The 25427-nt window shown below is 62.6% G+C and carries 22 protein-coding genes; 7 read left to right on the forward strand and 15 right to left on the reverse strand.

All coding sequences use genetic code 11. The annotated features are described in order from the left end of the window. The first annotated feature begins 19 nt into the window (after positions 1 to 19). Positions 20 to 1879 (forward strand): glutaminase A, encoded by a 1860-nt coding sequence (gene glsA, locus IVA95_RS18175; protein WP_247511703.1) that lies wholly within the window; start codon positions 20 to 22, stop codon positions 1877 to 1879. 168 nt (positions 1880 to 2047) lie between these two features. Here glsA and IVA95_RS18180 read toward each other — a convergent pair whose 3' ends face one another. Further along, on the reverse strand, positions 2048 to 4384 hold the full coding sequence (locus tag IVA95_RS18180; protein WP_247511704.1) for a Tex family protein: 2337 nt from the start codon (positions 4382 to 4384) through the stop codon (positions 2048 to 2050). Positions 4385 to 4611: 227 nt separating this feature from the next. On the opposite strand from IVA95_RS18180, the gene IVA95_RS18185 reads away from it, so the two are divergent. After that, entirely contained in the window at positions 4612 to 5880 is a 1269-nt protein-coding gene (locus tag IVA95_RS18185) for an Hsp70 family protein (protein ID WP_247511705.1), read from the forward strand. A gap of 15 nt (positions 5881 to 5895) precedes the next feature. Here IVA95_RS18185 and IVA95_RS18190 read toward each other — a convergent pair whose 3' ends face one another. The 14 genes from IVA95_RS18190 to ugpC form a co-directional block, all read right to left on the reverse strand. Beyond that, the gene (locus IVA95_RS18190; RefSeq protein WP_247511706.1) at positions 5896 to 6423 is read right to left on the reverse strand and encodes a carboxymuconolactone decarboxylase family protein; all 528 of its coding nucleotides are present in this window, start codon (positions 6421 to 6423) and stop codon (positions 5896 to 5898) included. A gap of 528 nt (positions 6424 to 6951) precedes the next feature. Further along, positions 6952 to 7311 carry an OB-fold domain-containing protein gene (locus IVA95_RS18195; RefSeq protein WP_247511707.1) on the reverse strand — a complete coding sequence of 120 codons (360 nt, stop codon included), beginning with the start codon at positions 7309 to 7311 and terminating at the stop codon, positions 6952 to 6954. Next, positions 7308 to 8444: a thiolase family protein gene (locus IVA95_RS18200; RefSeq protein ID WP_247511708.1), complete on the reverse strand. Its 1137-nt coding sequence runs from the start codon at positions 8442 to 8444 to the stop codon at positions 7308 to 7310. The genes IVA95_RS18195 and IVA95_RS18200 overlap by 4 nt, the downstream gene beginning before the upstream one ends. A gap of 144 nt (positions 8445 to 8588) precedes the next feature. Beyond that, positions 8589 to 9755, reverse strand: a complete 1167-nt coding sequence (locus tag IVA95_RS18205) for an acyl-CoA dehydrogenase family protein (RefSeq protein ID WP_247511709.1) — start codon at positions 9753 to 9755, stop codon at positions 8589 to 8591. Between the two features lie 9 nt (positions 9756 to 9764). Then, complete coding sequence (locus tag IVA95_RS18210; protein ID WP_247511710.1) at positions 9765 to 10967, reverse strand: CoA transferase; 1203 nt, start codon at positions 10965 to 10967, stop codon at positions 9765 to 9767. Positions 10968 to 11090: 123 nt separating this feature from the next. Next, entirely contained in the window at positions 11091 to 11306 is a 216-nt protein-coding gene (locus IVA95_RS18215; protein ID WP_213249794.1) for a hypothetical protein, read from the reverse strand. 155 nt (positions 11307 to 11461) lie between these two features. Then, on the reverse strand, positions 11462 to 12631 hold the full coding sequence (locus IVA95_RS18220; RefSeq protein WP_213249792.1) for an acetyl-CoA acetyltransferase: 1170 nt from the start codon (positions 12629 to 12631) through the stop codon (positions 11462 to 11464). Positions 12632 to 12686: 55 nt separating this feature from the next. Further along, complete coding sequence (gene eda / locus IVA95_RS18225) at positions 12687 to 13337, reverse strand: bifunctional 4-hydroxy-2-oxoglutarate aldolase/2-dehydro-3-deoxy-phosphogluconate aldolase (RefSeq protein WP_247511711.1); 651 nt, start codon at positions 13335 to 13337, stop codon at positions 12687 to 12689. Beyond that, positions 13334 to 14299, reverse strand: coding sequence for a sugar kinase (locus tag IVA95_RS18230; RefSeq protein WP_247511712.1), 966 nt, complete (start codon positions 14297 to 14299; stop codon positions 13334 to 13336). The genes eda and IVA95_RS18230 overlap by 4 nt, the downstream gene beginning before the upstream one ends. Before the next feature lie 33 nt (positions 14300 to 14332). Next, positions 14333 to 15316: a D-erythronate dehydrogenase gene (denD, locus tag IVA95_RS18235; protein ID WP_247511713.1), complete on the reverse strand. Its 984-nt coding sequence runs from the start codon at positions 15314 to 15316 to the stop codon at positions 14333 to 14335. A gap of 49 nt (positions 15317 to 15365) precedes the next feature. Continuing rightward, a complete protein-coding gene (locus tag IVA95_RS18240; RefSeq protein WP_213249784.1) occupies positions 15366 to 16301 on the reverse strand; it encodes a carbohydrate ABC transporter permease in 936 nt (311 codons plus the stop codon). Then, positions 16294 to 17253 (reverse strand): sugar ABC transporter permease, encoded by a 960-nt coding sequence (locus tag IVA95_RS18245; RefSeq protein ID WP_247511714.1) that lies wholly within the window; start codon positions 17251 to 17253, stop codon positions 16294 to 16296. The genes IVA95_RS18240 and IVA95_RS18245 overlap by 8 nt, the downstream gene beginning before the upstream one ends. A 124-nt stretch (positions 17254 to 17377) precedes the next feature. Further along, complete coding sequence (locus IVA95_RS18250; RefSeq protein WP_247511715.1) at positions 17378 to 18697, reverse strand: ABC transporter substrate-binding protein; 1320 nt, start codon at positions 18695 to 18697, stop codon at positions 17378 to 17380. 54 nt (positions 18698 to 18751) lie between these two features. Next, positions 18752 to 19819, reverse strand: a complete 1068-nt coding sequence (ugpC, locus tag IVA95_RS18255; RefSeq protein WP_213249778.1) for a sn-glycerol-3-phosphate ABC transporter ATP-binding protein UgpC — start codon at positions 19817 to 19819, stop codon at positions 18752 to 18754. Positions 19820 to 20012: 193 nt separating this feature from the next. On the opposite strand from ugpC, the gene IVA95_RS18260 reads away from it, so the two are divergent. The 5 genes from IVA95_RS18260 to IVA95_RS18280 all read left to right on the forward strand — a co-directional run bounded on the left by IVA95_RS18260 (position 20013) and on the right by IVA95_RS18280 (position 25250). Further along, positions 20013 to 21044 (forward strand): LacI family DNA-binding transcriptional regulator, encoded by a 1032-nt coding sequence (locus tag IVA95_RS18260; protein ID WP_247511716.1) that lies wholly within the window; start codon positions 20013 to 20015, stop codon positions 21042 to 21044. Between the two features lie 178 nt (positions 21045 to 21222). Continuing rightward, positions 21223 to 23043, forward strand: a complete 1821-nt coding sequence (locus IVA95_RS18265) for an IlvD/Edd family dehydratase (RefSeq protein WP_247511717.1) — start codon at positions 21223 to 21225, stop codon at positions 23041 to 23043. 126 nt (positions 23044 to 23169) lie between these two features. After that, positions 23170 to 23904: an SDR family oxidoreductase gene (locus IVA95_RS18270; protein ID WP_247511718.1), complete on the forward strand. Its 735-nt coding sequence runs from the start codon at positions 23170 to 23172 to the stop codon at positions 23902 to 23904. 201 nt (positions 23905 to 24105) lie between these two features. Continuing rightward, complete coding sequence (locus IVA95_RS18275; protein ID WP_247511719.1) at positions 24106 to 24852, forward strand: SDR family NAD(P)-dependent oxidoreductase; 747 nt, start codon at positions 24106 to 24108, stop codon at positions 24850 to 24852. A gap of 8 nt (positions 24853 to 24860) precedes the next feature. Next, complete coding sequence (locus IVA95_RS18280; protein WP_247511720.1) at positions 24861 to 25250, forward strand: GFA family protein; 390 nt, start codon at positions 24861 to 24863, stop codon at positions 25248 to 25250. Positions 25251 to 25427: the final 177 nt, after the last annotated feature.

Here is a 25427-nt window from a genome sequence, read left to right on the forward strand (position 1 = left end):
CGTTGCACAAGAGGAGGCGATGAAACAATCGCCTCCTCCGCTCACAGCCAACCCCGCTGCCTGGACCAGTTCGAAACCGCCCTTGCTGCGGTTCCTAAATGCGTGCCACGCCGAATTCGCTGACGAAACCAGTGGCGCGGTCGCCGATTACATCCCCGAGCTGGGCAAGGCCGACCCTGCCCATTTTGGCATCAGCCTCGCCACCCTCGACGGCCATGTCTATGAGGTCGGCGACACGCAGATCCCCTTCACCATTCAGTCGATGTCAAAGCCCTTCGTGTTCGCGCTGGCGCTCGACACGCTCGGAGCGGCCCAGGTGGAAAGCGTCATCGGCGTCGAGCCGTCGGGCGATCCCTTCAACTCGATCCGCCTCAACGCCGAGAACCATCCCTTCAACCCAATGGTCAATGCCGGCGCGATCTCCTGCTCCGGCCTGATTCACGAGGCCAAGGGCGAGGCGGCATTCGAATACATCAGGCAGGCGCTGGGCCGGTTTGCCGGGCGCGAGCTCGAGGTCGATGATGCCGTCTATGCTTCCGAAAGTGCGACCGGCGACCGCAATCGCGCGATCGGCTATCTCCTGCGCACCAATGCGGTGATCAAGGAGAACGTGGCTTCCGTACTGGATGTCTATTTCCGGCAATGCGCCATCCTGGTGACGGCGCGTGATATTGCGGTGATGGCGGCGACCCTCGCCAACCGCGGCATCAATCCCGTGACCGGCGAACAGGTGATGAGCGCCTATGCCATCTCGCGCACGCTTTCCGTGATGACGAGCTCCGGCATGTATGATTATGCGGGAGAGTGGATCTACCGGATCGGCATACCCGCCAAGAGCGGCGTCGGCGGTGGGATCCTCGCAGCGCTCCCGGCGCGGCTCGGGCTCGGCAGCTATTCGCCAAAACTCGACAAGCACGGCAACAGCGTGCGCGGCATCAAGGTCTGCCAGGCGCTATCGTCGCATTACGACCTGCATATGCTCAACCGCAGCGACGATGCACGCACCAGCATCATCGCCGACTACGACATCGGCAACAGCCCGTCGCGGCGCGTGCGGCGCGCGCAGGAACAGAGCATCCTCGCCGCCCACCACCAGGAGGTCCGCGTGATCGAGCTGGTCGGAACGCTGTCGTTTTCAAACGTCGATTACGTCTCGCGCCAGCTTGCGGCCAGGCCGCGCCCGCAACTGGTCATTTTCGACCTGCGCCGCGTCACCGCCATGACCCGCGCCGGCGCCCGCCTGCTCGCCGAAGAATTCCGCGAACTCGCCGCGCACCATGTCACGGTGATTCTGTCCGGCATCCGGCGCTCGTCGCCGGACTGGAAAATGATCGCGGAATGGACGGAAGGACTGAACAATATCCGCAACTACTACCTGCTCGACGCCGCAATCGAATGGGCGGAAGACCAACTTGTCTATCGCTACGGCGGCGCCATCGACTTCTTCGAGGCGACCGAGCTTTCCGAGCAATCGCTGCTGGCGGGGCTGACGGAAGACGAACTGGCCGATCTCACGTCGTCTGCGTCAATCCGGACCTATCAAACCGGCGAGAAGATCGTCTCCGCCGGCGATCCCGCCGCATCGCTGTTCTTTCTGCGGAGCGGTGCAGTCCACGTTACCCTGCCCGACGGCGTCAGGCTGGCGACATTGACGGCAGGAATGCCCTTCGGTGAAATGGCGCTGCTGGAGCCGCACCGTTCGGCCGACGTGCTGGCCGACGTGGCCGCGACTGCTTACGAGATTCCGCTGCGCGATTTCGAACGTTTCCGGCAACAGCACCCGCGCGCCGGCGAGCGCATCATGCGCAATCTCGCGCAATTGCTGGCCGATCGACTGATCCTCGCCAATGCCAAACTGGACCTGCTGACGTCGGGTTAGTCTTTCCGTGTCCCGGACGCGGTGCAGCGTGAAACGCTGCACGGCAGAGCCGGGACCCACCTTCGCACATTGAACCCCGGATCAGCTGCGCACCGCCATAGCGTGTCGAAGACGCGCGTGAACGCGCTTATGGCGCTGCGCAGCATCGGGGGAACGCGTCGCCTGCCCCTACCCCGCCTTGCCCCGCCCGTTCTTCTCGGCCGCCCGTCGCAGGGCCTCGGCCAGCGCGCCGCCGCCCTGCTCCTGCGGCTTGCGCGGCGACGATGACGTCATCGATGCCTTGGAGTATTCACGCATCTTGCTGTCCGACAGCTTGGGGCCCTTGTCGCCGATTTCGTCGTCGAGCCGCAGCGTCAGCGCAATGCGCTTGCGGGCGACCTCGACTTCCAGCACCTTGACCTTGACGATGTCGCCCGGCTTCACCACCTCGCGCGGATCCTTGATGAAGTTCTTCGACATCGCCGAGATGTGCACCAGCCCATCCTGATGCACGCCGATGTCGACGAAGGCGCCGAACGCCGCGACGTTGGTGACGGTGCCTTCCAGGATCATGCCGCGCTTGAGATCCTTGATCTCCTCGACGCCCTCCTTGAACACCGCGGCCTTGAAGGCCGGGCGCGGGTCGCGGCCGGGCTTTTCCAGCTCGCGCAGGATGTCGGTCACCGTGGGGAGACCAAAGGTTTCGTCGACAAAGGCCTGTGGCTTCAACTGGCGCACGACATCGGCATTGCCGATCAGCGCCTTGATGTCGCTCTTGGTCGCGGCGAGAATCCGGCGAACGACCGGATAGGCTTCGGGATGCACGCCGGAGGAATCCAGCGGGTCTTCGCCATTGTTGATCCGCAGGAAGCCGGCGCATTGCTCGAACGCTTTGGGTCCGAGCCGCGGCACATGCTTCAGCTCCTTCCGAGACTTGAACGGCCCGTTGGCATCGCGATGCTGCACGATGCTTTGCGCGAGCCCTGCCCCGATTCCCGACACCCGCGCCAGCAGCGGCGCGGAAGCGGTATTGGCATCGACGCCGACGGCATTAACGCAATCTTCGACCACGGCATCGAGCGAACGCGCCAGCTTGGCCTCGCCGAGATCGTGCTGGTACTGGCCGACACCGATGGCCTTCGGATCGATCTTGACGAGTTCGGCAAGCGGGTCCTGCAGACGCCGCGCGATCGACACCGCGCCGCGTAAGGTGACGTCGAGCTCCGGCAGCTCTTCCGACGCAAAGGCCGAGGCGGAGTAGACCGATGCGCCGGCCTCCGACACCACGATCTTCGACATCTTCAGATCCGGCAGCAGCTTGACCAGCTCGGTCGCCAGTTTGTCGGTCTCGCGCGAGGCGGTGCCATTGCCAATCGCGATCAGCTCGACGCGATGCGCGACCGCGAGCTTACCGAGCGCCGCCAACGCTTCATTCCATTGCCGCTGCGGCTCATGCGGATAGATCGTCGTGGTCGCTACCACCTTCCCCGTCGCATCGACGATCGCGGTCTTGACGCCGGAGCGGTAGCCAGGATCGAGCCCCATGGTGACGCGGGCGCCGGCGGGCGCTGCCAGCAGCAGGTCGCGCAAATTCGAGGCGAACACCCGCACGCCCTCGGTCTCGGCCGCCGTCCATATCCGCATGCGCAGGTCGATGTTGAGATGCACCTGGATCTTGGTGCGCCACGCCCAGCGCGCGGTCTCCACCAGCCAACGGTCGCCCGCGCGCTTCTGATCGGTGATGCCAAAGCGCTGCATGATCTTCAGTTCATAGGCGCTGGGGACGCCGGCCTCGGGCACATTCGCCTCAGGCTGGATCTGCAACTCCAGAATTTCTTCCTTCTCGCCACGGAACAACGCGAGAATGCGGTGTGAAGGCAGCTTGTGCAGCGATTGGTTGAAATCGAAATAGTCCTTGAACTTCTCGCCCTCGAGCTTCTTGCCCTTGCGCACCGTGGAGATCATCAGCGCGCGGGTCCACATCTCCTCGCGCAGTCGTCCGATCAGGTCGGCGTCCTCAGCGAATCGCTCCACCAGAATCGCCCGTGCGCCCTCAAGCGCGGCGGCGACGTCCGCCACCTGCTTCTCGGCATCGACAAAGCCGGCGGCGACGACCTGCGGATCGTTCTGCGGTTGCGTCAGCAACAGCTCGGACAGCGGCTCGAGCCCGGCTTCCTTGGCAATCTCCGCCTTGGTGCGGCGCTTCGGCTTGAACGGAAGGTAGATGTCTTCCAGGCGGCCCTTGGTATCGGCCGCCATAATCTGTGCTTCCAGCGCAGCGTCGAGCTTGCCCTGCTCGCGGATCGAATCAAGGATCGCGACCCGGCGCGCTTCGAGCTCGCGCAAATAAGTCAGGCGCTCTTCCAGCGTGCGCAATTGCGCGTCATCGAGCCCGCCAGTGATTTCCTTGCGGTAGCGTGCCACGAACGGCACCGTGGCGCCGCCGTCCAGCAGCTCGACGGTTGCCCGGATCTGCTCCTCGCGAACGCCAAGCTCTTGCGCAATCTGTCGATTGATATTTGCCACGCGACCTCTTTCCAAAGCCGTTTGCGGCGGGAGGACCGGCCGCGGGGACGCCGCTTATGGACCATCTCGGAGCGATTTTTCAACCCGCCGCACGAAAGAAATTGATCTGTGGATCGGCCCTGTCGGTCAACAACGGCCGCGCGCGATTCGCACGGAAAGCACGCCGAGATAAGGGTGGATTGATGGCGCTGTAATGTGTAAACGGGCGCTCCCTCCCGGAGCCTCCCATGTCGATCTGCGGCCTTGATTTCGGAACGTCGAACACGACGCTCGGCACCATCGACGGCCGGGCGCCGGTTCTGGTGGCGCTAGAGGCAGCGCATACCACGATTCCCAGTGCGATCTTCTACGAGGCGGATGGCGGCGTTCTGATCGGCCGCAGGGCCATGGAAGCCTACGTCGAAGGCACCGCCGGCCGCCTGATGCGCAGCCTGAAATCGGTGCTCGGCACCTCGCTGATCGAGGAAACCACCCGGCTCGGACGTGCGCGGATCAGCTTTCGCGATGTGATTGCCTATTATCTCGGCGCGATCAAACGTCGCGCGGAACAGGCCACGGGCCGCCAACTGCGGAGTGTTGTCCATGGCCGTCCCGTGCATTTCGTAGACAATGCGCCGGACGCGGACCGCAAGGCGGAGGAAACCCTGCGATCGATTGCGCATGGGATCGGTTTCGACGAGGTCACGTTTCAGTTCGAACCGATTGCCGCAGCACTGGAGTATGAACGGCAAATCACTTCCGAGGAACTGGCATTGATCGCCGACATCGGCGGCGGCACATCCGACTTTTCGATCGTGCGGCTGGGTCCCGAACGCCACGGCAAGGCCGATCGCACAGCCGATATTCTCGCCAACGACGGCGTCCGCATCGGTGGCACCGATTTCGACCGTCAGCTCAGCCTCGGCGTGGTCATGCCGCTGTTCGGATTCCGCAGCGCCATGAAGCGCGCCGGGCTTGACGTGCCGTCGAGCTATTTCCACGACCTCGCCACCTGGTCGAACATCAACCGCATGTATGAGCCGCGCGTGATGGCGGATATCCGTCAGGTCCGGCAGCAGGCGGCCGAGCCGGAACTTCTCGACCGGCTCATTCGCGTGATCCACGAGCAGCGCGGCCATACGCTGGCCATGGAAGTCGAAGACGCCAAGATCGCCCTGTCCGAGAAGCGCCGGGCGGACATTCCGCTGGAGTGGGTTGCCCCCGGTCTCAGCGCGGACATCGGCCGTCCTGACCTCGTCAGCCATACCAGGCAGTTTGCCGATCGCATCGCGGCGCGCATCAGGAACTGCCTCGTTCAGGCGGGACTGGCCGCTGAAAATATCGACTCCGTGTTCCTGACCGGCGGGTCGGTAAAACTCGCCCACGTCCACAAGGCAATCACCCAAGCCGTGCCCTCAGCCCGCATTGTCGAAGGCGACATCTTCGGCGCCGTCGGCAAGGGACTGACGCTGGAGGCGGTGCGGCGATACGGCCCTGCGAATGAGATCAGCGGCTGATCGATCAGCCGCCGCTCAGCCAACCACTTCCGTCACCGGCTGCATATCGATGGCAAAGGTTTCCAGAAACTTCGATGTCATGATGTAGAAGCCGACCGAAAGCTGCAGTTCGACCAATGCGGCCGGGGTCAGCTTGGCGGCAATGGCGTTGAAGGTCGCGTCCGTGGGTTTGTGACGCCTGATGATTTCATCGGTGAAGGCGAGCGCGGCGCGCTGCACATCGTTGAAGCAGGTCGCCGCCTCCCAATTCTCCAGCGCCTCATTCTGCTCGTCGGTCACGCCGACGTTCTTCCCAATTCGCTTATGGGCGACGATCTCGTAGGGCGCCTCGCACAGGATGCCGGTGCGGGTGATGGCGAGCTCGCGCACAATCGGGTCCAGTTCGCCCTTGTGCCTGATCGCCCCGCCGAGCCGGCAGTATTGTTCGAGGTAGCTCGGCGAGTGCGCCATCATCCGGAAGATGTTCGCATTGCGGTTTTTGCCGAGCAGTTCGCGGGTGCGATCATTGTGCTTGGCAGGATCGCTGTATTCGATGCGGGCCATTCGTCACCTTGGGCTTTGGATTTTCTGATTTGCTGACAGAGAGATCATGCACTGCAGCAGGGAGCCGATCAACTGTCGAGACGACGCGGCCGCGCCTTCTAGCCGGTGCCAAGCCATTCGACCCGCGCCAAAAAACTCCCCGTCTCGTGCACAAACCGGCTGCGAGCGAGCCAAATTGCCGCCCCAATGCTGGTCGATTCTCAGGACTGTCGATATTCGCTGAGTGGGGACTCAAAGGAGCGAATACTCGTCGCGGGGTGTTCCGAGTAAAACCAAACTGAGCTCATCAGGCCTTCACGGGCAAGGATGACTCATGCCCAAGTCTAGGGAGTTAGGCATGAAGGAAGCCACCAGGAAGGCGGCCTCGGAAGCGCTTGCGCAGATGCTGGCGGTAACAGCGATGCTCGTCATCGCCAGCGTTGTGTTCTACTGGCACTGAATGTTGACGCGTCGAAGCAATTCGGATTTTTCACCGTTCCGCGTAATCTGGATTGCTTCGCTGCGTGAGCATTTGATGCCCTGCACCCCTCACCTTATCTTCTCGAAATAAGGGACCAACCTTCCCGCAAACGGCCTGTAGCTTGCGGTGACCTTATCACCAATGGCGAGATCGTCGGCGCCGTGGGCCATCATGCGAAAGCCCTCGGCCGCATCGACCAGCACGATATTGTAAGGAACGTGCGCGCGGGTTTCTGGCGTTGCAGCGCGGCAGACGAGTGAGGTCGCATAGACCGTCCCTGCCCCGCTGGCCCGCTTCTCTACCGGATCCGGTGCACCGCAGGCGGCGCAGAAGCTGCGCTGGAAATACTGCGCCTTCCCGCAGGCACCGCAGGATTGATAGACGATGGCCTCGGCACCCTTGGTCCAGTCGGCGAGCTTGTCGGTCATCTTACCCGCTCCAGGAACATGCTGACGTGTGACGACAGCACGCCGCCATCGCCATGCAACAGCGCGATCGAGGCATCGCGAACCTGCCGGGGGCCGGCGCGTTCCGTCATCTGCAGATGCGTCTCGACGAGATGCGCCATCGCACCGCCGACGCCGCAATGGCCATAGCTCAAGAGACCGCCATGGGTGTTGAGCGGCACGGCGCCGTCGCGGCCGAAATGCCCTGCCCGCACCCGCGCGGCCGCTTCGCCGCGCCCGGCAAGGCCGAGATCTTCCAGCAGCATCGCCAACGTGATGGTGAAGCTGTCATAGACCGCGGCATAGCGTACATCGGATATCGCAACGCCGGACGCCGCCTTGGCCTTGGCGATCGCGATCTCGGCGCCGAGTTCGCTTAAAGCGGGAGCTGCCGTGACGTGCTGATGGGTATGCGCCTGCGCGCAGCCGCGCACGCGAATGCCGGTCGAGCCGGTCGGTTCGCGGCTGACCACGAAGGCTGCGCCGCCGTCGGACACCGGGCAGCAATCCAGCAGCTTCAGCGGCATCGCGACCGGCTTTGAGGCCATCACGTCATCGACCGTGATCGGTTCGTGGAACTGCGCGCCGGGATGAGTCAGGGCGTGGGCACGCATCAGAACCGCGAATTCGGCGAGATCTTCCTGGGTAACGCCATATTCATGCATGTAGCGCGAGGTGACGAGGCCGTAATAGGCCGGGATCGTCGGCCCCAGCGGCACCTCGTAATCGGGGTGCCCGACCTGCGCCAAAGCCTGGATCGAGGCGTCGCGGCTCTGACCGGTGAGACGGTTCTCGCCACCGACCACAAGCACATGCTTTGCGACGCCCGCATCGACCAGATGATGCGCCAGCATGGCCATGGCAAGGCCGGTGGCGCCGCCGACTTGCACGGCATGTGCGTAGGATGGCTGAATTCCAAAATGCTCAGCGAACACGGTTGCGAGCATGATGTGCGGCGAGACTGTCGAATAGCCGCACAGAATGCCGTCGATCTCGGATCGCTTCAGCCCGGCGTCGGTGATGGCAAGCTCGGCCGCCTTGCTCATGAGATCGAGCGACGACGAGCCTTCGTGCTTGCCATAGGATGTCAGCCCGACGCCGGTGATGAAGCTCATCCTATCGCCCCACTCGAACGCAAAGCGCTTGGCATGCCGTCATTGCGAGGAGCGTCAGTGACGAAGCAATCCATCTAGCCCCGCACGGAGAGGTGGATTGCTTCGCTTCGCTCGCAATGACGATCTGTGTATGCCAATCCATGATCAATACGACTTCGGCAGCCCCAGCACCTTCTCGGCGATAAAACTGAGAACGAGCTGCGGACTGATCGGCGCGATGCGCGGGATCAGGGATTCCCGCAAATAGCGCTCGACGTGGTATTCCTTGGCGTAACCGAAACCGCCGTGCGTCATCACCGCCTGCTCGCAGGCATGGAAGCCGGCCTCAGCGGCAAGATATTTCGCGGCATTGGCGGCCGGCCCGCACTGCATGCCCTGGTCATACTGCCAGCCGGCCGAGAGCACCATCAGCCACGCGGCCTCCAGCTCCATCCAGTTCTTCGCCAGGGGGTGCTGGATGCCCTGGTTCATGCCGATCGGACGGTTGAACACGATACGGTTCTTCGCATAGGCCGCAGCCCGCGACAGCGCGACTTGGCCGAGGCCCACCGCCTCCGCTGCGATCAAGATGCGCTCCGGATTCATGCCGTGCAGGATATATTCGAAGCCGCGGCCTTCCTCGCCCAAGCGATCTTCCACTGGGATCTCGAAATTCTCGAAGAACAGCTCGTTGGAATCGACGGGCTTGCGGCCCATCTTCTCGATCTCGTGCACGGTGACGCGCTGCTTGTCGAAATCCGTGTAGAACAGGCTGAGGCCGTGGGTCGGGTTCTTCACCTCTTCCAGCGGCGTGGTGCGCGCCAACAGCAAGATCTTGTTGGCGACCTGCGCGGTGGAAATCCAGACTTTTTGCCCGTTGACGACATATTTGTCGCCCTTGCGCACCGCCCGGGTTTTCAACTGCGTGGTGTTCAGTCCGGTGTTGGGCTCTGTCACCGCGAAGCAGGACTTGTCGCGGCCGTCGATGATCGGCGGCAGCATGCGCGTGCATTGCTCCTTGGTGCCGAATACGACCACGGGATTGAGCCCGAACACGTTCATGTGCACGGCGGACGCACCCGACATGCCGGCGCCCGATTCCGAAATCGTCCGCATCATGATCGCGGCGTCAGTAATGCCGAGCCCGGACCCGCCATATTCCTCGGGAATGCAGATGCCGAGCCAGCCGGCGTCCGCCAGCGCACGGTGGAAGTCGGCGGGGTAGCCGCCCTCCTTGTCCTTCTTCAGCCAGTAGGCATCATCAAAGCGCGAACAAATCTTCCCGACTGCGTCGCGGATCGATTCCTGGTTGGCGGATAGCGCGAAATCCATGTGTCCGTCCTATGTGTTTGGCACGGCCTTGGTGACACCATCGCGCACCAAAGCGGCAATTTCTTCCGCCGAGAACCCCGCTTCGCTGAGGATTTCAGCGCTGTGCTCGCTAAGGCGCGGCGCCAGCCGCTTGGTTTCAACCGGCGTTTCAGAAAATTTCGCCGATGGCCTCATGTTGCGAATGCGGCCCTCGGTCGGATGATCGACGACCGGAAAGAAATCGGTCGCGACGATGTGGGGATCGCCGAGCAGGCTCTCGAGATCATGCATCGGCATGACCGGCACGTCGGCCTTCTCCAGGATAGCCGACCATTCGGCGGTGGTTTTGGTCTCGAGGATGCGCGCCAGCTCGGCATAGACGGCATCGATGTTGGCGGCGCGGCCGGCGAAGGTCGAAAATTTCGGATGGACGCGAAGGTCGTCGCGCCCGGTGGCATCGAAAAAATTCTGCCACTGCTTGTCGTTGTAGACGATGACGCAGATATAGCCGTCGGAGGTCTTGTAAGGCCGCCGGTCCGGCGACAGGTGACGGGCATAGCCGCCCTTGTCGAGCGGCGGCTCATAGGTGAGCCCGCCCATGTGGTCGCCCATCACGAAACCGGCCATGGTCTCGAACATCGGAATATCGACGCGCTGGCCGCGCCCGGTCGAATTACGATCGACGAGACTGGCGCAGATCGCGCCCACCGCGGTGAGCCCGACGATACGGTCAACCAGCGCATTGGGCACGTAGCGCGGCACACCGTCTGCGGTCTGCGCCATCAGCGCCGGCAGTGCAGTCGCGCCCTGGATCAGATCGTCGTAGGCGGGCTTTGCCGCGTAGGGGCCGTCCTGGCCGAAGCCGAACACGCCGGCATAGATCAGGCGCGGATTGATTTTCGCGACCACGTCGTAACCGAGATTCAGCCGCGCCATCGCCTGCGGCCGCACATTGTAGACGAGCACGTCGGCGGATCTGATCAGCCGCAGCACCGCGTCACGCCCGGCGGGCTTCTTCAAATCGAGGCAGATGGAGCGCTTGCTGCGGTTGGTATTGAGGAACACCGGCCCCATGCCGGGATGGCGGGTCGGCCCGATCTGCCGCGTCACGTCGCCATCGAGCGATTCCACCTTGATGACGCCGGCGCCGTAATCGCCGAGCATTTGGGTTGCATAGGGCCCCATCAGCACGGTCGTCATATCGATAACCTTAATGCCCGCCAATGGTCCCATGAATCGGCCCTGCTCCCGATAGCGGGCCACCTCCGGTCCGCATTATTGTCTCGGAACCAAGTAACGGCAGGCGCTTACGAAGATCAAGGCGCGCCCAGCGTATGGGCGTATGCGCGATGGCGGCTATTTCTTCGATGGTTCTTTCTTCGATCTGGCGTCGCGTTCCCGGGTCAGCCGTTCCAGCTCTTCATTCTGCTGACTGAGCCGGTCGGCGATGCGCGCTTCGTTCCGTTCGCCGGAGGCCGCGGCAGCCTGTTCGATCAACTGGCGGATGTTGTCTTCCACGATCCTGATCCGGTTGTTCAGTTCCGCCTCTGACATCGAACTTTCGTTGCTCATGATGCACGCTCCAGACGACTTTGTGGGGTGGGCAAAGCGAAGCGTGCCCACCAGTCTCATATCGCGCTAGTCATGATGGGCAACGCGCAAGCGCGCTTTTGCCCACCCTACAGAATGCTGCCGATGCCCAATCCGTGTCCGGCATGATGCAACGCCTACTTCGCGGGCTCCAGCACGGAGACGTAGTTCGCTACCGCCGCGCCGCCCATGTTGAAGATGCCGGCGAGTTTTGCGTTGTTGAGTTGCATGCCCTCGGGCGCCTGTCCCACGAGCTGCATTGCGCTCATCACATGCATGGACACACCGGTGGCGCCGATCGGGTGGCCCTTTGCCTTCAGGCCGCCGGACGGATTGACCGGCAGCTTGCCGTCCTTTTGGGTCCAGCCTTCCTTGATGGCACGGGCGCCCTGGCCGCGCGGCGTCAGGCCCATCGCTTCATATTCGATCAGTTCGGCGACGGTGAAGCAGTCATGAGTCTCGACAAAGGAGAGATCGGAGAGCTGCACACCGGCCTGCGCCAGCGCGCGCTGCCAGGCCACGGTGCAACCTTCGAACTGCAGGATGTCGCGCTTGGACATCGGCAGGAAATCCTGCGCATGCGCGGTGGCACGGAAATTCACCGCCTTGCCCATCGTCTTGGCGGTTTCCGAATCCGTCAGCACCAGCGCCGCCGCGCCGTCCGACACCAGCGAGCAATCGGTGCGCTTCAGGGGGCCGGCGACGAACGGGTTCTTCTCGCTCTCGGCGCGGCAGAACTCGAAGCCAAAATCCTTGCGCATCTGCGCATAAGGGTTGGCGACACCGTTCTTGTGGTTCTTGGCTGCGATCATCGCCAGCGCGTCCGACTGGTCGCCGTATTTCTGGAAATAGCTTTGCGCGATCTTGCCGAACACGCCGGCAAAACCGCCGACGATATCGCCATCCTCAGGCAGATAGGACGCCTTCAGGAGGTACCGCCCGATATCGGCCGACGGTGTCCGCGTCATTTGCTCGACGCCGACCACCAGCACGATCCTGGCGGCGCCCGAGGCGATCGCCCGGATACCCTGGTGCACCGCCGCCGAGCCGGTGGCACAGGCATTTTCGACACGCGTGGCCGGCTTGAAGCGCAGTTTCGGGTCGGCCTGCAGCACCAGCGAGGCGGTAAAATCCTGCGGCGAGAAGCCGGCATTGAAATGCCCGAGCACGATCTCGTCGACGTCTTCAGCGGTAATGCCGGCGTCGGCAAGCGCATCGGTTGCAACCTTGACCACGAGGCTCTCGACGGTTTCCGCGTCGAACTTGCCGAATGGCGTGTGCGCCCATCCGACGATGCTGGCTGTCATGGTCGTTCTCCCTGTTCCGGTTCTGAAGCCTTTGTACCCTATCGGGAAAAAGACTTCACTCCGGTTTCAGCGATTTCATGGTCCGCGCGCACATGGCGGTTATGTCGGCCCAGTTCCCGGACCGGATGTCCGCCGCCGGACAAAGCCAGGAACCGCCCACCGCCACCACGTTCGGCTCCGCCAGCCAGGTTGCGGCATTGACCTCTCCGATGCCGCCGGTCGGGCAGACCCTGATATTCGGAAACGGCCCGGCCAGCGCCCGAAGTGCCTTGATACCGCCGGACTGTTCCGCTGGGAAGAATTTAACGATGTCGAAGCCTGCCGCCAGTGCCTGCATCAGCTCGGAAGCCGTCGCGATACCTGGGGCAAATGGCAGGTCGCTTGCGGCGGCGGCTTTCAACAGCTCCGGCGTCGCGCCCGGGCTGATGCCGAATTTGGCCCCGAACGCGCGCGCTCGCGCCAAGTCGTCGGCGTTCAGAATCGTACCGATGCCGACGACGGCTTCCGGCACCTCGGCGATCATGGCCCTGGCGGCCTCGACGGCCACCGGTGTTCGCAGGGTGACTTCCAGCACGCGCACCCCGCCCGCAACCAGCGCGCGCGCCAGCGGCACCGCATCCTCCAATCGCTCGATGGTGAGCACGGGGATCACGATCGCGGACTTGAAGATGGCGGCGAGTTGTTCCTGCCGTGCGGCTGCAGTCATGGCGATGCCTTGCGAGAATGAACGTGGTTCGGGATGAGGCCGGACGGCATCTCCGCACGCGGAATGATCGCGCCGGGATGACATACCACAACGCCGGCCAGACGATGCCCGGCCCGCGCAGCTTCAAGCGGATCCGCGCCCACGAGGCGCGCGGCCACATAGGCCGCAGCGAAGCTGTCGCCGGCTGCTGTGGTATCGACGACGGGCGCCTCCACCGGCTTGGCCTTGATCGGATAAGGAACACCTTCCAGACGCACGATGCTTGCCGGCTCCGAGAGCTTCAACACCACCTCGGCGCCGGGAATCCGAGCCAGCAAGGCTTCGTTGGTCACGCCCGGATAGAGCGGCAGCAAATCCTCCGTGGAAGCCAGCACGATATCGGCAGCCGTGAAGGCCTCTTGAAAAACGGCGCGGGCGACGTCGAGATCGGGCCAGCCGCGGGCGCGGAAATTGGTATCGAAAGCGAAACGCGCCCCATTGTCGCGCGCGCGGTTGAGAGCCGCAAACAGCCGCGTCCGCCCCTCCGCACCATATAGCGACAGCGTGATCGCCGAGAGATAGATCACGTCATAGCCTGCGAGCGCATCAAGGATCTCCGGCGTCTGTGGCAAATCCATCAGGCTTCGGGCGGCGGCGCTGTCGCGCCAATGAAAAAACCGGCGTTCGCCTTTGTCGTCGGTCTCGATCATGTAGAGACCCGGCAGTTTGCCGGGCAGCCGCGCCACGCGCGCCGTCCCGACTCCCTCCGCGGCCCAGCCGGCGATCATCTCGTCGCTCAGCGTATCGTCGCCAAGCGCGGTGATGTAGTCGGCGTCGACGCCGAGGCGCGCGAGATAGACGGCGGTATTGAGCGTATCGCCGCCATAGCCGCGCGAATACAGGCCAGCCTCAGTTTCTTGCTGAGTCCCTTGGGCCTGCTTCAGCTCGATCATGCATTCGCCGATGCAGGCTACTTTGCTCATGACCGCATCCGCGTGAACTGGCGTGAAATCAACTCAGGCCGCGAACTTGCCGCCGAGCTCATCCTCGATATGGATCCGGATGATGTCGTCGAACGTCTTTTCCGCCGTGGTGAAGCCGAGCTTCAGCGCACGGTCGGTGACGAAGTCGCGCGGCCAGCCGCTGACAATACCGATGATAGTCGGATCGGGCACGCGCTTGATGCGCCCGGTGACGTTCTTGCCGGCAACGCGGTCGAGCGCCGCGATCTGTTCGCCGACCGTCACCGACATGCCGGGCATGCTGAGATTGCGCCGTGGCCCCATCGCGTCGAGGTCCATGGTGCCGGCGTGGAGCAGAAAGCCCACCGCCGATCTCGGCGAGGCGTGCCAGTGCCGCACGTCTTCGGAGACCGGCAAGACGGCCTCCTCACCGGCGAGCGGCTCGCGAATGATGTTGGAGAAGAAGCCGGAGGCCGCCTTGTTCGGCTTGCCCGGGCGCACGCAGATCGTCGGCAGGCGGATCGAGATGCCGTCGAGCAGGCCCTTGCGGGTATAATCGTTGATCAGGAGTTCGCAGATCGACTTCTGCGTGCCATAGCTCGTCAGCGGGGTATGAAAGAATTCGTCGCCGATCTTTTCCGGGAAAGGCGCGCCGAACACGGCGATCGAGGACGTGAACACCAGCCGCGGCTTGTAGCCGCCGCCAGCGTGGCGTATGGCATCGATCAGGTATCGCGTGCCGTCGAGATTGATCCGGTAGCCCTTGTCGAATTCGGCCTCGGCCTCGCCGGAAACGATCGCGGCGAGATGAAAGATCACGTCCGGTCGGTGCGCGATAAGCGGTTCCGCCGCGCCGGGATCGGCAAAGTCGGAGGCCACGACGCTGATCGGGATCGACGCGTTGGGCTTGGTGGGCGCCACCACGTCCTGCAAGGTCATTCGGGTGATGTCGTGCTTGCCGAGGCGACCGTCGCGCAACAGCCGTTCCGTCAGCTTGCGGCCCACCATGCCGGCGGCGCCGAGAATCAGAATGTGCAAGACCCGTCTCCTTTTTGAACCCTGTTATCCGACCCGGGCCTTAAAGCGATCACTCTTTCACGGCTCCCGTCATGGCCGACACATAATGCTCGACGAAGAAGGCGTAAAGGATGACCAGCGGCAGCGAGCCCGCCAGCGCGCCCGCCATCAGCGAGCCCCAGCGATAAATATCACCGTCGACGAATTCGTTGACGATTGCGACCGGCACCGTCTTGTTGGAGGTCGATTGCAGGAACGTCAGCGCATAGATGAACTCGTTCCAGCACAGCGTGAAACAGAAGATGAATGCGGAGATCAGTCCGGGAATCGCCAGCGGCAGCACGATCTTGATCAGGATCTGCCAACGGCTGGCGCCATCGATCAGCGCGCATTCCTCCAACTCGAACGGGATGGTCTTGAAGTAGCCCATCAGCAGCCAGGTCGAGAACGGGATCAGGATGGTCGGATAGGTCAGGATCAACGCCATCGGCGAGTCGAACAGGCCGTACTGGAACACAACGGTCGCCAGCGGAATGAACAGGATCGACGGCGGCACCAGATACGCCAGGAAGATCAGGCCGCCGACCATATTGGCGCCTTTGTAGCGTAACCGGACGATCGCATAGGCCGCGAGCACGCTCGCGATGATCGACAGGATGGTGGCGCAGACCGCGACATACATCGTGTTCCAGAGCCACATCGGATAGTGGCTTTCGAACAGGAGCTTGTAAAAGTGCTTGAAGGTCGGATTCCAGGTCCAGAACGGGTTGTACTTGTCGAGATCGAGCAACTGCTCGTCCGGTTTGATCGCCGTCAGGCCCATCCAGTAGAACGGGAACAGCAGCACGATGACGATGATCGACAACGGCAGATAGAGCGTCACCAGCCGGCGCGGCACCGACTGCAGATAGCTCATGCCTTCGCTGTGATCGTCCTTCGCGATCGTTGGCGCCGAGCCATGCAGTACGGCCTTGAGATCGATCCGTGAGGTGGGGAGATCAGTCATTGTTTTCCCCTTGCTGCCACTTGCGGCGCTGCAGGCCGAACCAGGACACCATGATGGCGGCGAGCAGGAACGGGATCATCGCGCTCGAGATCGCCGCTCCCTCGCCCAGCTGACCCGCGATGATCGCGCGCTGGTACGACAGGGTCGCCATCAGATGGGTGGCGTTGACCGGACCGCCCCGCGTCATCGCCCAGATCAACTGGAAGTCGGTGAAGGTGAACAAAACCGAGAACGTCATCACGACGGCGATGATCGGCGTCAACAGCGGATAGGTGATGAAGCGGAACATCTGCCAGCGCGACGCGCCATCGAGCGTCGCGGCCTCATAGAGCGACGGCTGCACGGTCTGCAGGCCGGCGAGCAGCGTGATCGCGACGAACGGCACGCCGCGCCAGATATTGGCGAAGATGACGCAAATCCGGGCCCAGGTCGTGTCGCCGAGGAAATTGATGTTCTGGGTGATCAGGCCCATCTGCTTCAACGACCACGAGATGATCGAGAATTGCGAATCGAAGATCCACCAGAATGCCAGCGCCGACAGCACCGTCGGCACGATGAAGGGGATCAGCACCAGCGCGCGCAGCATCGCCTTGAACGGCATGTTCTCGTTCAACAGCAGCGCGAGATACAGCCCTATGCCGAATTTGATCGCGCTGGCGACGAACGTGTACAGCAGCGTGTTGAACACCGAGAGCCAGAAGATCGCGTCATCCCACAGCCATTCGTAGTTCTCGGTTCCGACGTACTGCCCTACCCGGCCGATACGGGTATCCGTGAATGAGAGCCAGATACCAAGGCCGAGCGGATAGGCCAGGAAGAAGATCAGGAACGCCAGCGCGGGCACCATGAACCAGAAGCCCAGCCAGTTACGGTTGTGCTTGAGCTGGTCCCATGCGCTGGCCTCGCGGATCTCCGTCTTGGCGCGTCTTGGCGCGATTGCGATGTCAGCCATGCCTGATGTCCCGATTACTGCTTCTTGCTGCGCGTGACTTGCCGGAAAGTCGTCCCCCCGCTTTTCCGGATCACGCCTGTATTGACGGAGCGGACGGCGGCATCCGCCGTCCGCTCCGGTTTCGTCAGCGATAGATGCGCTTCAATTGCCGCTCGGCTTCCGCGATCGCGGTCTTTGCATCCTTGGCGCCGGTCGCGTAATTGGCAAACATGTCGACCACCAGGAAGTCGGCGATCGCAGTCGCCGCCTTCTCGCCCGGCGTGCCGATGCCGGAAGCGGGAAGCGCGCGCTTGCTGGCCTGACTGAACACCTGGTTCTTCGGGTCGGCCGTCCAGACCGGCGAGTTATCATAGGCATTGAGCGTGTGGGTGAGATAGCCGCGCGCACCCGACAGCCACTTGTCGTAGTTTTCCTTCTCCAGCATGAAGGCGATGAAGGCCTTCGCAGCGTTCGGATATTTGGTGAACTTGAACGCCAGGATCGGAACGACGAGCTGCAGTTCGGTCGGCTTGCCGACCGGCCCGACCGGCCAGAGCGCGTGATAGGTATCTTCCGCGAGCTCTTTCTTGGTCGGATCGTCCTTTGCCGCGACATAGATCGAGATGCCGTTGGCGGTGCAATGCAGTTCGCCGGCGAGGAACGCCTTGTTGTTCGAGGAGTCGTTCCAGGACGCCACGCCGGGAATGAAGGTCTCCGACAGCGCCTTGCAGTATTCGAGCGCCTTCACCGTCTCTGGCGAATTGATGATGACCTTGTTGTCCTTGTCCACGGTGTAGGCGCCGTGACCCCAGAGAATCCAGTGCAGCCAGGCGTTGGCGTCGCCCGAGGCGTGGCCGAGCGGGAAGCCGGCCGGGGTGTTGTTGGCCTTGAGCTTCTTGCACATTTCGAGGAAGCCCGGAAAATCCTTCGGGAATTCCTTGTAGCCGGCCTTGTCCAGCGACGACTTGCGGTAGGTCATGTAGCCGCCGACGGTCGCAACCGGGATGCCGAGCCAGTTGTTGCCCTGCTTGCAGGTCACCGCCGCGGCCTCGGTCCAGCCACCATATTTCTTGCCGAGATAGTCGGCGACATCGTTCATCTGCAACACCTGCGCCGGGAACAGTTGCGGCAGCGTATGCAGGCCCCAGGCGAGGTCGAGACCCGAGCCGGTGTTGGCGGCAACGGACGCCTTCGGCTGCACGTCCTCGAACGACTCCGAGAACACGTTCATTTCGGTGCCGGTCGCGGCCTTGAACGCGGCGACCATCGCATTGAACGCATCGTCCTCCGCGGGCACGAAGCGCTTCCAGCGCATCACGGTGAGCTTGGCGCCCTGCTCCGCCTTCCAGGGCGAAGCTTGCGCCCAGGCCTTGGCGAAATCGAGCAGTGCCGGTCCGGTCAGCGCGCCGGCCGCCGCCAGCGCGGTGCCACCCTGCAGCAGAGAGCGGCGAGTAAAGTCATGCATAGTCCATCCTCCCTTTAATATTTTTGGTTATTGCTCAGCCCATTTGGTTATTGCTCAGCCATTCAGTCGCTTGCCAGTCGTTTCGTCGAACAGATGCACGAGCGACGGATCCGGCTTGAGCCGGACCTTGTCGCCTGGACTGAATTGATGCCGCTCGCGGAACACGGCAACCACCTGCTCTCCGCCGAGCTTGGCGAAGACCTGGGTTTCCGAACCGGTCGGCTCGACCACGACGATCTCGGCTTCGGCGCCGTCATCGGCGATGGTGAAATGCTCGGGGCGCACGCCGTAAACCGCCGGCTGGCCTTCCGAATTGGCGGGCGCCGTCTTCAGCGGCAGCTTGACGCCGTTCGGGCCTTCGAAACCGGCGCTGCCGTTCGACTTAACCTTGCCTTTGAGGAAATTCATCGCCGGCGAACCGATGAAGCCTGCGACGAACTGGTTGGCCGGGGTATCGTAGAGCTCGAGCGGCGTGCCCATCTGCTCGACGATGCCGTCATGCATGACGACAATTTTGTCGGCCATGGTCATGGCCTCGATCTGGTCGTGGGTAACGTAGACCGTCGTGGTCTTGAGCCGCTGGTGCAGTTCCTTGATCTCGGTTCGCATCGCAACGCGCAGCTTGGCGTCGAGGTTGGACAGGGGCTCGTCGAACAAGAACACCTGGGGATCGCGCACGATGGCGCGGCCCATGGCGACGCGCTGGCGCTGGCCGCCCGATAACTGCCGGGGATAACGATCGAGCAGCGGGGTCAGCGCGAGGATTTCCGCGGCGCGCTTCACCCCGCTCGAGATTTCCTCGGGCTTGGCGCCGCGCAGCTTGAGCGAGAAGCCCATATTGTCGGCCACCGTCATGTGGGGATAAAGCGCATAGTTCTGGAACACCATGGCAATGTCGCGCTCTTTGGGCTGGACATTGTTGACCACGCGATCGCCGATCGAAATCGTACCGGAGGTGATGTTTTCGAGGCCTGCGAGCATCCGCAGCAACGTCGACTTGCCGCAGCCGGAGGGGCCGACGAGCACGACGAACTCGCCATCCTCGATCGGAATCGACACGCCGTGCAAAACTTCAAAGTTTCCGAACGACTTGCGCACGTCGCGAATCTGTACCGACGACATCGAACTCTCTCCCCTCAATTTCTGCTTTGTGGCGCCACAGACGGGCGACGACGCCATGCTGTCTTTTCGACTCTAATGCCGGAAGTCGAATTCAACGGTCATTATCATCCGCAGTTTGGCGGCTTTTAGCAATCCGATGGTAGCGCTGTCAATAATTGTTCAAACGTCTAATTTGTTATGATATGAGCGCAAGATGGGACGAAAACAGACAAAGTCTGGCAAAATCCGCCTCACCGAGGTCGCCAAGCTCGCTGGCGTCAGTCCAATTACGGCATCGCGTTTTTTCAGGAACCCCGAAGCGCTGTCGCTTAGCAAGCGGGAACGCGTCGATAGCGCTGTCAAGGAACTGGGTTATGTACCCAATCTGGCCGCGCGCGCCCTCGCCTCGCACCGCACCGAAGTCATCGGCGTCGTCATTCCTTCTCTCACCAACAACGTGTTCGCCGACGTGTTGCGCGGCATCTACGATTCTTCCGAAGGTAGCCGCTACACCATTCAACTTGCCAATACGCGCTACAGCATCCTGCAGGAGGAAAAGCTTCTGCGCCTGTTTCGGGCGCAGAAGCCTGCGGGATTGATCGTCACCGGCATCAACCAGACCGCGGAATCGCGCGCCATCCTGGAATCCATGAATTGCCCGGTCACGCAGATCATGGAGATCGGCGACAGTCCTGTCGACATGATGGTCGGCTTTTCGCACTATGACGCAGCTTCTGCGGCGATTTCGCACATCCTCGATCAGGGACGCCGCCGCATCGGATTTCTCGGTGCGCGAATGGACCCCCGCGTGCAACGGCGGTTCGAAGGGTATCGTGATGCCATGAAAGCGGCCTCGCTGTTCGACCCGAACCTCATCGTTACCACTTCCGTACCCACGACCGTCACGCTTGGCGGAACGCTTTTCGCCGACCTCCTTGCCCAGACGCCCGATATCGACGCGGTCTTCTGCGTCAATGACGACCTCGCGCTCGGCGTTCTCTTCGAATGCCAGCGTCGGCAGATATCGATTCCCCGCGACTTGGCCATTGTCGGCTTCAACGACCTGGAATTCACCGCCGCCGCAGTTCCCTCGCTCACCAGCGTGCGAACCAATCGCTATGAAATGGGCCGGCACGCCGTCACGATGGTGATCGACGCGATCGAAGGGCGTCGCCCGCAGAAGCCGGTTCTCGACCTCGGTTTTCAGTTGATGGTCCGTGAGAGTTCCACGCCGCAAAGCGTTTGATCTCGACACGCAGCATCGATGTGCGCCTGAGAGAAAATGGTAGCGCTATCTTTTCGGCCGAACTAAGATCGTTCTGCTCAAATAGAGACGGGCAAGCGCGTTGCAGTGGATGAATTTTCGGCATCGTCATCGTTGCCGTGATTTAGCCGGTCACGAGTTTGCAGTGCGGGAGGAACCAATGAAAAAGAACGACAACAAGACTGCCACCAATGGCAAGGGCCGAAGGCTACGTTCCCTCGAGTGGTTCGACAACCCGCATAATCCGGGAATGACCGCGCTCTATCTTGAGCGCTATCTCAATTACGGCCTGACGCGGGAGGAATTGCAATCCGGCAAGCCGATCATCGGCATCGCCCAGACCGGCAATGACCTCTCCCCATGCAATCGCCACCATCTCGAACTGGCACATCGCGTACGCGAGGGCATTCGGGCCGCCGGCGGCATCGCTATGGAATTCCCAACGCATCCGATCCAGGAAACCGGCAAGCGGCCGACCGCGGCGCTCGATCGCAACCTCGCCTATCTCGGCCTGGTCGAAATCCTGTTCGGCTATCCGCTTGACGGCGTGGTGCTGACCACCGGCTGCGACAAGACCACGCCGGCCTGCCTGATGGCGGCGGCGACCGTCAATCTGCCCGCGATCGTGCTCTCGGGCGGCCCGATGCTGAACGGCTGGCACAACGGCGAGCGCACCGGTTCGGGCACCATCGTCTGGAAAGCGCGCGAGATGCTTGCCGCCGGCGAGATCGACTACAACGGGTTCATCGAGCTCGTGGCTTCCTCGACCCCCTCGGTCGGCCATTGCAACACCATGGGCACCGCCTCGACCATGAACTCGCTAGCGGAAGCACTCGGCATGTCGCTGCCGGGCTGCGCGGCGATCCCGGCGCCGCATCGCGAGCGCGGTCAGATCGCCTACGAGACGGGAAAACGGATCGTTGAAATGGTGTGGGAGGACCTTAAGCCCTCGGACATCCTGACCCGCAAGGCATTCGAAAACTGCATTGTGGTGAATTCGGCAATCGGCGGCTCGACCAACGCACCGATCCACATCAACGCGCTGGCGCGGCATATCGGCGTCGAGCTCTCGATCGACGACTGGCAGAAGCATGGCCAGGACATCCCGCTGTTGGTGAACATGCAGCCGGCCGGCTTCTATCTCGGCGAGGAATATCACCGTGCCGGCGGCGTGCCGGCGGTGGTGCGCGAATTGATGGCGCACAAGCGCATCCATGAAGACGCCGTCACGGTCAACGGCCGCAGCATCGGCGAGAACTGCCGCGAGGCACCAAAGCCCGATGGCGACGTGATCTGGAGCTACGACAAGCCGCTGGTAAAGGACGCCGGCTTCCTGGTGCTGCGCGGCAACCTGTTCGATTCCGCGATCATGAAGACCAGCGTGATCTCGAAGGAGTTCCGCGAACGCTATCTCAACAACCCCAAGGACCCGAACGCATTCGAGGGCCGGGCCATCGTGTTCGAGGGGCCTGAGGATTATCACGACCGGATCGATGACCCCTCGCTCAATATCGACGAGCACTGCGTCCTGTTCATTCGCGGCGCCGGGCCGATCGGCTATCCCGGCGGCGCCGAGGTCGTCAACATGCAGCCGCCGGCGGCGCTGATCAAACGCGGCATTCTTTCCCTGCCCTGCATCGGCGACGGAAGGCAGTCCGGCACCTCGGGTTCGCCCTCGATCCTCAACGCCTCGCCCGAGGCCGCCGCCGACGGCGGGCTGGCGATCTTGCGGACCGGCGACAAGGTTCGCATCGACCTCAACACGGGCGACGCCAATATCCTGATCTCGAGCGATGAATTGAAGAAGCGCCGCGCCGAGTTGAAGGACAAGGGCGGCTTCCCCTATCCGGCCCACCAGACGCCGTGGCAGGAGCTCTACCGCTCGACCGTCGGACAGCAGGCCACCGGCGCCTGCATGGAGCTCGCCACGCGTTATCAGAATATCGCCGGCACGGTTGGCGTGGCGCGGGATAATCATTAGGTAGCAAGACCGTCATTGCCGGGCTTGACCCGGCAATCCATCACGCTTCGAAAGAAGATGGATACGCGGGTCAAGCCCGCGTATGACACCGAGAAATAATCCTCGATCGTTCAAGGGAAGATAAGCATGTCAGACCGCCTGAAGGGCAAGCGCGCATTCGTTACCGCCGCCGCCGTCGGAATCGGCCGCGCCTGCGCCATGGCCTTTGCGCGTGAAGGGGCAACGGTGTTCGCCACCGATATCGACGAGGCCAAGCTCGCCGCGCTGAAGAGCGAGGGCATCGCCGAAGTGGCAAGGCTCGACGTCCGCGACAGCGCAGCCGTCGCCGCCATGGCCAAGCGCGCCGGCAAGACCGACATCCTGCTCAACGCCGCTGGCTTCGTGCATCACGGCACTGTGCTGGATTGTTCCGACGAAGACTTCGATTTTTCGTTCGACCTTAACGTCAAGTCGATGCACCGCACGATCCGCGCCTTCCTGCCGGGCATGCTGGACAACGGCCGCGGCGCGATCGTCAACATCTCTTCCGCCGCCGGCGTGTTCAAGGCGGCACCGAACCGCTACGTCTATGGTGCGACCAAGGCTGCCGTTGCGGCGCTGACGCGCTCGGTCGCCACTGACTTCATCGCCAAAGGTATCCGGTGCAATTGCATCTGCCCTGGCACGATCGAGACGCCTTCGATGCTGGAGCGCGCGGCGGCGGCAGGCCCCAACGGGCGCGAGATGTTCATCGCCCGGCAGCCGATGGGGCGGCTCGGCACCGCCGAGGAGATCGCGTACCTCGCCGTCTATCTCGCCAGCGACGAAAGCGCGTTCACCACCGGCGTCGCCCACGTCATCGACGGCGGCTGGACGCTGTAGTTCTAACCTCTCCCCGCGCTTGGCGGGGAGAGGTCGGAAGCGAAGCTTCCGGGTGAGGGGCAAGGCACGATATCTTCGCGCGAACATTGTGTACCGAATTTGCGGAAGCAGCCCCTCACCCCAACCCTCTCCCCGCGAAGGGCGGGGCGAGGGAGTGAACCGCCGATGCGGCGCCGAAGACCGAATTGAAAGGATGTGCTCATGAACAAGATCGACCTGGACGGCCGTTGCGCCGTCGTCACCGGCGGGGCGCAGGGTTTTGGGCGCGCGATTACCGAACGCTTTGTCGCATCGGGTGCGAAGGTCGCGATCTGGGATTTTGACCTGCCGCTCGCGGAAAGAACCGCGAAGGAAATCGGTTCTGCCGTCTCGGCGTTCAAGGTCGACGTATCCGATCTCGCCGCGGTCGAGAGGACGCGTGACGAGACACTGAAGGCGCTCGGCAAGATCGACATCCTCGTCAACAATGCCGGCATCGCCGGCGTCAACAAGACAGTCTGGGAGACCGACCTTGAGGAATGGCGCAAGGTGCTGCGCATCAATCTCGACGGCCCCTTCATCTGCTGCAAGGCGGTGGTGCCTGCGATGCTGCAGCAAAAATACGGCCGCATCGTCAACATCGCTTCGATCGCCGGCAAGGAAGGCAATCCCAACGCCGCGCATTATTCGGCCTCGAAGGCCGGCCTGATCGCGCTGACCAAGTCGCTCGGCAAGGAACTCGCGCAGCACGACATCCTCGTCAACGCGGTGACGCCGGCGGCGGCGAAAACCGCGATTTTCGACCAACTGACGCAGCAGCACATCGATTTCATGCTGTCGAAGATTCCGAAGGGGCGCTTTGTGCTGGTGGAAGAACTCGCGGCGATGGTGGCGTGGCTGGCGTCGGAAGATTGCGCGTTCTCGACCGGCGCAGTGTTCGACGTTTCCGGCGGCCGGGCGACTTACTAGGAGCGGTCATGACCAGAGAAGGCGGTTGTCTGTGCGGCGCAGTCCGGTTCAAGACCGAGGGCGAGCCGCTCAACGTCCGCATATGCCACTGCCGCAACTGCCAGAAGGCGATGGGCTCGCCATTCTTTGCCCGCGCGCTGTTTGACCAGCGGGCACTTTCGGTCGAGGGCGAAACGGCGCACTATCCGTCGTCGGAGGCGCTCGACCGGGTATTCTGCAAGGTTTGCGGGACGAGGCTGTTTTCCCGGCGCGTCAACGGTACCGTAGTCGGGGTTGCATTGGCTGGCTTCGACGACCGCAACGCCTTTGTGCCGACCGAGCACATCTGGGTCTCGGAGAAAATGGCATGGGTGCGCCTCGATGACGGGCTTCGGCAATATCAGGAGACGGTTCCGTAGATGGGGTAACGGGCCGGCCGATCGAGCCGCACGCTCGCTACGGCGCGATTTGAGAGCGCGCTCGCGTGCGGCTTTGCTGGGAGGCGGTCGTCCCTCAAACTGATGGTGTCAAAAACCGGAGTCGGGCAAGCCCGCTCCAAGCATCATCGAGGGACGACCATGTACTACTATGCCGGA

It is taken from the genome of Bradyrhizobium sp. 157 (assembly GCF_023073815.1).
Classification (GTDB): domain Bacteria; phylum Pseudomonadota; class Alphaproteobacteria; order Rhizobiales; family Xanthobacteraceae; genus Bradyrhizobium.